The sequence below is a fragment of the uncultured Olsenella sp. genome (assembly GCF_959602185.1).
GTDB lineage: Bacteria > Actinomycetota > Coriobacteriia > Coriobacteriales > Atopobiaceae > Olsenella_I > Olsenella_I phocaeensis.
On sequence record NZ_CAUGRZ010000004.1, the window covers coordinates 173,504 to 181,258 of the forward strand.

The 7,755-nt window shown below is 67.0% G+C and carries 8 protein-coding genes and 1 pseudogene; 7 read left to right on the forward strand and 2 right to left on the reverse strand.

Annotation, left to right across the window (positions count from 1 at the left end; genetic code table 11):
- Nucleotides 1–74: 74 nt before the first annotated feature.
- From Q5923_RS04640 to Q5923_RS04660, 5 genes are all read left to right on the forward strand, one after another.
- Nucleotides 75–701, forward strand: a complete 627-nt coding sequence (locus Q5923_RS04640; protein ID WP_009278319.1) for a QueT transporter family protein — start codon at nucleotides 75–77, stop codon at nucleotides 699–701.
- A 3-nt stretch (nucleotides 702–704) separates the two neighbouring features.
- Nucleotides 705–1,931 (forward strand): glycosyltransferase, encoded by a 1,227-nt coding sequence (locus tag Q5923_RS04645; protein WP_303132442.1) that lies wholly within the window; start codon nucleotides 705–707, stop codon nucleotides 1,929–1,931.
- Nucleotides 1,924–3,270 (forward strand): sensor histidine kinase, encoded by a 1,347-nt coding sequence (locus Q5923_RS04650; RefSeq protein ID WP_009278321.1) that lies wholly within the window; start codon nucleotides 1,924–1,926, stop codon nucleotides 3,268–3,270. Before Q5923_RS04645 ends, Q5923_RS04650 begins: the two co-directional genes overlap by 8 nt.
- A 101-nt stretch (nucleotides 3,271–3,371) precedes the next feature.
- The gene (locus Q5923_RS04655) at nucleotides 3,372–4,109 is read left to right on the forward strand and encodes a LytTR family DNA-binding domain-containing protein (RefSeq protein WP_303132444.1); all 738 of its coding nucleotides are present in this window, start codon (nucleotides 3,372–3,374) and stop codon (nucleotides 4,107–4,109) included.
- Nucleotides 4,110–4,141: 32 nt separating this feature from the next.
- Nucleotides 4,142–4,591 carry a metallophosphoesterase family protein gene (locus Q5923_RS04660; RefSeq protein WP_009278323.1) on the forward strand — a complete coding sequence of 150 codons (450 nt, stop codon included), beginning with the start codon at nucleotides 4,142–4,144 and terminating at the stop codon, nucleotides 4,589–4,591.
- Between the two features lie 85 nt (nucleotides 4,592–4,676).
- On the opposite strand, the gene Q5923_RS04665 is transcribed toward Q5923_RS04660, so the two are convergent.
- Nucleotides 4,677–5,372 carry a phosphatase PAP2 family protein gene (locus Q5923_RS04665; RefSeq protein WP_009278324.1) on the reverse strand — a complete coding sequence of 232 codons (696 nt, stop codon included), beginning with the start codon at nucleotides 5,370–5,372 and terminating at the stop codon, nucleotides 4,677–4,679.
- A 99-nt stretch (nucleotides 5,373–5,471) separates the two neighbouring features.
- Nucleotides 5,472–5,789 carry a thioredoxin gene (gene trxA, locus Q5923_RS04670; RefSeq protein ID WP_009278325.1) on the reverse strand — a complete coding sequence of 106 codons (318 nt, stop codon included), beginning with the start codon at nucleotides 5,787–5,789 and terminating at the stop codon, nucleotides 5,472–5,474.
- A 121-nt stretch (nucleotides 5,790–5,910) separates the two neighbouring features.
- Here trxA and Q5923_RS04675 point away from each other — a divergent pair, with 121 nt between their 5' ends.
- The gene (locus Q5923_RS04675; protein WP_009278326.1) at nucleotides 5,911–6,468 is read left to right on the forward strand and encodes a hypothetical protein; all 558 of its coding nucleotides are present in this window, start codon (nucleotides 5,911–5,913) and stop codon (nucleotides 6,466–6,468) included.
- A 201-nt stretch (nucleotides 6,469–6,669) separates the two neighbouring features.
- Nucleotides 6,670–7,755: pseudogene (locus tag Q5923_RS04680) on the forward strand (glucose-6-phosphate isomerase); the annotation flags it as partial.

Below are 7,755 nucleotides of genomic sequence, written 5' to 3' on the forward strand. Positions count from 1 at the left end.
GAACCGTGGGTGAGGGTAGAATGGACTGGCACTTGCTACCGACGGGCCAGACGCCCACAGAAGGAGGCTCCACGTTGTTCGCTTCTCCCAACTCAACTAAGAAGCAGCTCACCCCCACCCGAATCACGCGCATCGCCACCATCGCCGGCCTGTATGCCGCGCTGACCCTGGTCTGCATGGCCTTCCTGGGCGGCCTCTCGTGGGGGCCCGTGCAGCTCAGGCTCTCCGAGGCGGTCTGCGTCCTGGCCCTCCTCACCGCGGACGCCGTTCCCGGCCTTGCCCTGGGCTGCGCCATCGCGAACATTGCGAACATCGCGCTCTCCGGGACTGGCCTCCTGGGCCTTCTGGACGTGGTGTTCGGCACCCTGGCCACGACCCTGGGCGCCCTCGTCACCTGGAGGCTGCGTTCCCGCCCGTCCGTGGCCGTCCTGGGGCCCGTCCTGGCCAACGCCCTCATAGTCCCCGCCTACCTGCCCCTGCTCCTCCAGGGTCTGGGCTTCTATACCATCCCCTTCACGTCCATCGCCTTGGACGGCGCCTATCCTGCCATGTACCTCTTTGGCTTCGTCGCCTGTGGCCTGGGTGAGGGCCTGGTGGTCTATGCCCTGGGCCTGCCCCTCTTCAGGGCGCTCCTCGCGAGCCCGCTTCCTCGGCGTCTGTTGCAGGACGAGGCTGCCCCGACGGCGACGGAGGGGGCGTAGCCCTTGAATCCGGTCGTGGTCATACCCTCCTATTGGACCTGGCAGGACGAGCCGCTCGAAATCGGGCGGGTCGGTGCGTACGATCATGCGACGCCCATAGCGAAGCCCCTGCCCGAGCTGGAGACCTGCCTCGCCTCGCTCGATGCGGTCCGCGGGGTCTTGAGGGTCGTGGTTCTCCTGGTGGCGCCGCGCTCCTGCGCGGAGGGCGCCCGCGCTCGCGTGGACGCGATCTGCCGGTCCCACCCAAGGCTCAACCCCCTGGTGGTGGACCAGCGCGAGGCCGACCTGGTCACTCGTGCCGTGGAGGCCATCGCGCCGAAGATGGACAGGGAGAGCGTCTCGCTCAGGGGCTACGGCGCGATCCGCAACATGGGGCTCGCCGTCGCCGCCGTGCTCGGACACGACGTCGTGGTCTTCCTGGACGACGACGAGGTGGCCCTGGACGAGAACTTCCTCATCGACGCGCTCTTCGGCCTGGGGCTCGACAACCGGCAGGGACTTCCCATCATGGCGAAGAGCGGCCACTTCCTGGACCGCTCGGGCTCTCCCTACGCGGACGTCTCCAAGCCGCATTGGCGGGACCGCCACTGGGCCAAGCGCGTGGAGTTCAACCAGTGGATGCACCGTGCGCAGACGGGTACGCGCATCTCTCGCTCCAACTACGTCTGCGGCGGCTGCTTCGCCGTCGCGGCGCAGGCGTTCTGCAACGTGGCCTTCGACCCGGTCATTCCCAGGGGCGAGGACCTCGACTACCTGCTCGACCTGCGCATGCACGGCCTGGACGTGTGGTTCGACAACCAATGGAGGGTGCGCCACCTGCCGCCCGAGTGCCCCTCGCGCGCGGCACGCTTCCTGCAGGATGTCTATCGCTGGGAGTACGAGGTCGCCAAGCTGCGCTTCGCCAACTCGAGCATCGGCCTCCGCCAGGTGCGTCCGGAGTCCCTCAGGCCGTACCCCAGCGAGTGGGTCTCTCCCGAGGTGAGCCACAGGATCGCGCTGACCTCGCTCCTGCGCGCCATCGCGGGCCCGGAGCGCATGGCCTACCTCAAGATCTTCCTGCGCGGCCGTCGCAAGGCGCGCGCCTGGGCCGACCGCCACTGCTCGAGCTACTTCGCTTTCCAGACCTATTGGCCAAAGATCATGGGGACGCTCTGGCAGGACGCGCTGCTGGCCAGGCGTCTCGTCCATAGTGGAACCCCCGTGGCGCAGGATGGCGGCACGCATGCGTAGGTTCGTGATGGCGCACTTCAGGCTCCTCGTGAACACGCTCCTGGTGGCGTCGTCGCTCGCGCTCCTGGTGCTTTTGGGCTGGGGGATCGGTGTGAGCAACATCACCGCGGCGGTCGTCGCGGGTGCGGGCCTCGCCGTCGTGATCGTGGCGGGCGGCTCCGCCCTCATGGCACCGGACGACCTGAGGTCGCAGGCGACCGAGAGGACCCTGCGCGTCGCGTCCGGGACCCTGCGTCAGATGTCCGCCGGCCTCAGCCCCGAGAGCGCCATGGCCGTCTGCCAGCTGGTCCTTCCCGAGACCACGGCATCGGCCATAGCCATCAGCGACGACAGGCGGACCATCGCCTTCGTGGGCGACGACCTCTCGGGATTCAAGGTCGGTGCCCCCAACAGCGACCCCACCCGCGAGGTCCTGTCCAGCGGACACGTGCAGACCTTCACCAACCTCGACTGGGACGAATGGGCCGACATGGAGGTCGGGCTCTCGCGCGATGCCCGCGAGCAGGTGCTTCCCGTGGGCATCATCGCGCCGCTCGAGGTGGCGGGCCGACCCGTGGGGACCTTCAAGCTCTACTACCGCCACGGCCGGGACGTGGACCGCACCCAGCTCGCCATCGCGCGCGGCTTCGCGGAGCTCCTTTCTACGCAGCTCTCTGCCTACGAGCTCGACCGCCAGGCGGAGCTCACGGCACGTGCCGAGGTCAAGGCCCTGCAGGCCCAGATCAACCCGCACTTCCTCTTCAACGCGCTCAATACGATGGCGTCGCTCACGAGGACCGACCCCTCCCGCGCCCGCGAGCTCCTGCGCGAGTTCGCCGTCTTCTATCGTCGTACGCTCGAGAGCTCCGAGCAGCTCATCCCCCTCGAGGAGGAGCTGGAGCAGACCAGGCGCTACCTCAAGATAGAGAAGGCGCGCTTCGGCGACGACCGTATCGTCGAGACCGAGCGCGTCGAGCCCGGATGCGGTAAGGTGCGGGTTCCGGGCTTCCTCGTGCAGCCCATCGTGGAGAACGCGGTGCGCCACGCCATGAGCGACGAGGGACCGCTCCACATCGACGTGCAGGTTGTCTCGGACGGGGGAGACGTGCTCATTGCCGTCGCCGACGATGGCCTCGGCATGAGCGAGGAGGTCGCCAACGGACTGCTCGAGGCCAGCGCCGAGGGCAGGGGCATGTCCCAGAGCGACAAGGGGACCGGCATCGCCCTGCGCAACGTGGCCGAGCGCATCGAGCGCTTCTTCGGCATGGGGTCGGGGGTCGAGATCATGAGCCGTGAGGGTGCGGGCACCTGCGTCACGCTGCGGCTTGTGGGAGCCGCGCCTACAGGGGGCGCGGGCTAGCGCCAACAGGCGTAAGATGGTGAATTGGGCCCTGACGTGGTCATTTTGGTATTCGTAGGCATTCGGTTACCGCCGCCGGCGGAAGAAAGTTGGCTGATTGCATGCTTAACGTTCTGATCGTAGACGACGAGGCTCCCGCCCGTTCCGAGCTCAGGTTCCTCCTGGACGAGACCGGGAGGGTCGAGTCCGTCGAGGAGGCGAGCAGCGCGCGCGAGGCCGTCGAGGCACTTGTGCGCAGCAAGGAGGGTGTCGAGCGCCATCCCGATGTGCTCTTCCTGGACATCTCGATGCCCAAGACCTCTGGCATGCAGCTCGCCGAGGCGCTGAGGAAGCTCAAGAACCCGCCTGCCGTGGTCTTCGTCACCGCATACAGCGAGTACGCGCTGGACGCCTTCAACGTCGACGCGGTCGACTACCTCATGAAGCCGGTAGAGACCGATCGCCTCTTCCAGGCCCTCGACAAGGTCGAGGCGCGTCTCAAGCCCGCTCCCAGCACCCGCGTCTCCATCGAGCGAATTCCGGTGGAGAAGGGCGGACGCAAGGTGCTGGTCCCCGTCGACCAGATTCGCTTCATCGAGGCGAAGGACGACTACTCCTGCATCTACACCGACGAGGACCGCTTCCTCTCGACCATCTCCCTGGCCAAGCTCGAGCAGAGGCTCGTGCCCCACGGCTTCTTCAGGGTGCATCGCGGCTACATCGTGAACCTCGACCACGTGGAGGACGTCGAGGTCATTTCCAGCGGAATCCTGCAGCTGGGCCTCAAGGGCATTCCCGAGAAGAAGATCCCCGTCTCGCGCCGCCGCGTGGTCGCGCTCAAGCGCGCCCTGGGCATCTAGGCCGCCGACAAGACGGACCCGACGGGAGTTCCATGCGCTACGACATAGTCTCTGACACCCACGGCCACCTCTCCGCAGAGTTGCTCCGGGCACTTGAGGGCGCTGACGTTATAGTGCACGCCGGTGACATGTGCTCGACGGCGGACGCGCGCCGCCTGGAGCGGATAGCCCCCCTGAAGCTCTGCAAGGGCAACAACGACTGGGGCTACGACTACGGCCCTTTCGTGGGCAACGTCACCCATTTCTTCGCCAGCGGCCTGCGCTGGCAGGTCTGCCACTACCAGGAGAGACTCGACCTCGAGGTCTGCGACGTCGCCATCTGCGGACACACGCACCGCCCCCTCCTGGAGCGAGACTCCCGCACGGGAGTCCTGGTCATGAACCCGGGGAGCCCCAGCCTGCCCCGTGGCGGCGGCCCGACCATGGGCAGGATCGTCGCGGAGGACGGCAGACTGCTCAAGGCAGAGATCGTAGGCCTGTGAGCGATTCCGAGCCAGGATGAGGCGCACCTCTCGCCTGGAAGGGGCGAGAGGTGCGAGCTTCCCGTTGCCGGCTGGGTGCCGGGGGCTATGGCTCTTGCGCCGCCCGACGCTCCGGCCCATGTCCCTCAGGCAGGAACATGGGCACGAAGATGCGGGTGTACGCGCAGAGCCAGGCGATGGACACACAGAATCCGGCAATCACGTCCGATGCGTAATGGACGCCCAGATAGATGCGGCTCAGGCCGACGGCGACGATGACCAGCGAGAGCCCGCCCATGCAGAGGACCTTCACGAAGCGGTCCCCCTCGTAGCGCCAGACCATCCACACCAGGAGCCCGTAGAACGCCATCGCCACCATGGAGTGGCCGGAGGGGAAGCTATAGCCGGACTCCGCGATGAGCCGGTAGCCCTCGGGCCGGGGTCGCTGCACGAGCTCCTTGAGCACCAGGTTGAGCGCAAGCGCCAGAGCAAGGTTGACCGCGGCGCAGAGGCCGGGACGCCTTCCGGGGGCGAAGGCCTCGACGACTAGGAGCATGACGACGAGGACGACGGGAAGCGCGAGCTCGGATATGGACTGCATTATGGGAGTGAGCCACTCGCTCCTCATGTGGAGCACGACGAGGTAGTAGGCCCATCCGTCCAGGGCGAGGAGCCCGTCCTCGTGCACCTCCTCGAGCAGTGCGATGAAGCCCACCACGGCGAGGATGAGGACTATGGTCCAGAGGTTCTTGCGCACGAGGCGCCCGAAGAGGTCGAAGGTTTTACTGACGCGCTCGCCCATGTGGACCCTCCAGCCAGAGACAAAAAGAGACGGACGCGTGGGCGTCCGCCTCCAAGGGTATTACTTCGGGCCGCCAAGGGGCTGCCCTTCTCAAAAGGCCTAGAGGTTGGCGTTGAGCTCGCTCAGGAGGTCAGCCTTGGGCATGTTGCCCACCATGGTGTGGGCGGGCTTCCCGTCCTTGAAGAGGATCAGGGTGGGGATGCTCACGATCTGGAAGCGCTGGGCGAGCTCGCCCTCGTCGTCGACATTGCACTTGTAGAGGACCATCTTGTCGGACAGCTCGTCGGCGACCTGTTCGACGACGGGACCCAGGGCGCGGCAGGGGCCGCACCAGGAGGCCCAGAAGTCCACCAGGACGGGCTTGTCAGAGTTGGCGAGGACAGAGTCGAACTCGGCGTTGGTGATAGCGTTGGCCATTGTTGTCTCTCCTTGTGTAGGGTGCCTTGCGGCGCTTGCTCTCTGGGCGGCTTATACCCCATAGCGGTGGCATGCCGGCAGTAGAATCGATAAGTGTGGAAACGGTGACGGAAGGCGGGCAATGAGGGGCGAGCGCGAGCTAAGACGGGATGCCTACCTGCGCAAGCAGCGCTTCGAGTTGGCATCCCTCGCCGAGCGCGACGTAAACATGTCCGGAAACGCCTTCTCGTCCTGCCTCTTTGTGAAGGGGTCCCTCTCAGGGGACGAGCTCGCCGGCGGGCCGCTCTTGGGTGGTGCGGACGGCGAGGCGCTGCGCGCGGCGCTGGCGGCGCTGGGATACGCGCCGGAGGACTGGGTGGCCCTGGGCGCCGTGGGCCTCGGCTCGACAGCGCCGCTGGACGCGGCGCTTCTGCGCGAGGCGGTCTGCGTGCTGGACCCCGCGACGGTCATAGCGGTGGACGGCGTCGCCGCCATGGCGTTGCGCGCCGCCTACGCCACAGAGCTGGCAGGGCTGCCGGACTTCGATGCCGCCATGCTCGAGGAGGGCGTCGTGGCCCACGTCCTGGGCATGCGCGTCATGGCGCTGGGGGAGTTTGCGGCCTCCCTGGGGGACGGTCGCCAGAAGCAGCTCATGTGGGCGCGCCTCAAGAAGTTGCCGCCGCTGGGTGAGCCGTACTAGCCCAGGGCCGTCGGCGACGGCGTGCTTCGTGGTTCCTGGCGGGGGTGCTATGGCGGAAGCTCGTCCCTCTCGCCCTCGTATCGGGTTGGCGCGGGGTCGAGGCGTTCCCAAGCATCTGCCAAACGTGACGTCCGACCCCTCCGTTTGCGCTACGCTAGCTGTGTGTCCAGGGTTCTTCTCATGGCGAACAAAGGAGCAGACATGGCAGGCGTTCCCGCACCTATTGACGCGACCCAGACCCCCGAGTGGCAGGCGCTCCAGGAGCATCACGACAAGCTGGTGACGAGCGGCTTCAGCCTGAAGAAGTCCTTCGCCAACGACCCCCAGCGCGTGAAGAAGCTCTCGTTCGACCTGGACGACCTACACTTCGACCTCTCCAAGAACCTCGTGGACGACGAGACGCTCAAGCTCCTCGCGAAGCTCGGGAGGGCTGTCGGGCTGGAGGAGAGGCGCGCCGCCATGTTTGCCGGCGAGCACATCAACACCACCGAGGACCGCGCCGTCCTGCACACCGCGCTCCGTCGTCCCGAGGCCGAGAAGGGCAGCCTCGTCGTGGACGGGCAGGACGTGGTGGCTGACGTCCACGAGGTCCTCGACCGCATGTACGCCTTCGCCGAGCGCGTGCGCTCGGGCGAGTGGAAGGGCGTGACGGGCAAGCGCATCACCGACGTCGTCTCCATCGGCATCGGCGGCTCAGACCTGGGCCCGGTCATGGTCTACGAGGCCCTGCGCCCCTATGCCGACGCGGGCATCAGCGTGCGCTATGTGTCCAACATCGACCCCAACGACATGGCCGAGAAGGTCCGCGGGCTGGACCCCCAGACCACCCTGGTCATCGTCGTCTCCAAGACCTTCACCACGCTCGAGACCCTGACCAACGCCCGCGAGGCCAAGGCCTGGATGCTCGAGGGCCTGCGTGCCAGCGGGGCCATCGACGGCTCGCCCGAGCAGGAGGCGGAGGCCATCGCGAAGCACTTCGTGGCCGTCTCGACCGCGCTCGACAAGGTCGCCGAGTTCGGCATCGACCCCCAGAACGCCTTCGGCTTCTGGAACTGGGTCGGCGGCCGCTACTCCGTGGATGCCGCGGTGGGCCTCTCGCTCATCGTCGCCTTCGGTCCCGAGCGCTTCAGGGAGTTCCTGGTGGGCTTCAACGATCTCGACCGCTACTTCTGCGAGACCCCGCTCGAGCAGAACGTCGTCGCACTCATGGGCCTCGTCAACGTGTGGTACGTCAACTTCTTCGGTGCGGAAAGCCACGCGGTGCTGCCCTATGACCAGTACCTGCAC

What these genes read in the sequence shown, in the direction of transcription:
- Q5923_RS04655 (WP_303132444.1), top strand. Translation starts at nt 3,372, where the DNA reads ATGCTTAACGTTCTGATCGTAGACGACGAGGCTCCCGCCCGTTCCGAG.
- Q5923_RS04660 (WP_009278323.1), top strand. Translation starts at nt 4,142, where the DNA reads ATGCGCTACGACATAGTCTCTGACACCCACGGCCACCTCTCCGCAGAG.
- trxA (WP_009278325.1), bottom strand. Translation starts at nt 5,789, where the DNA reads ATGGCCAACGCTATCACCAACGCCGAGTTCGACTCTGTCCTCGCCAAC.
- Q5923_RS04675 (WP_009278326.1), top strand. Translation starts at nt 5,911, where the DNA reads ATGAGGGGCGAGCGCGAGCTAAGACGGGATGCCTACCTGCGCAAGCAG.
- Q5923_RS04650 (WP_009278321.1), top strand. Translation starts at nt 1,924, where the DNA reads ATGCGTAGGTTCGTGATGGCGCACTTCAGGCTCCTCGTGAACACGCTC.
- Q5923_RS04665 (WP_009278324.1), bottom strand. Translation starts at nt 5,372, where the DNA reads ATGGGCGAGCGCGTCAGTAAAACCTTCGACCTCTTCGGGCGCCTCGTG.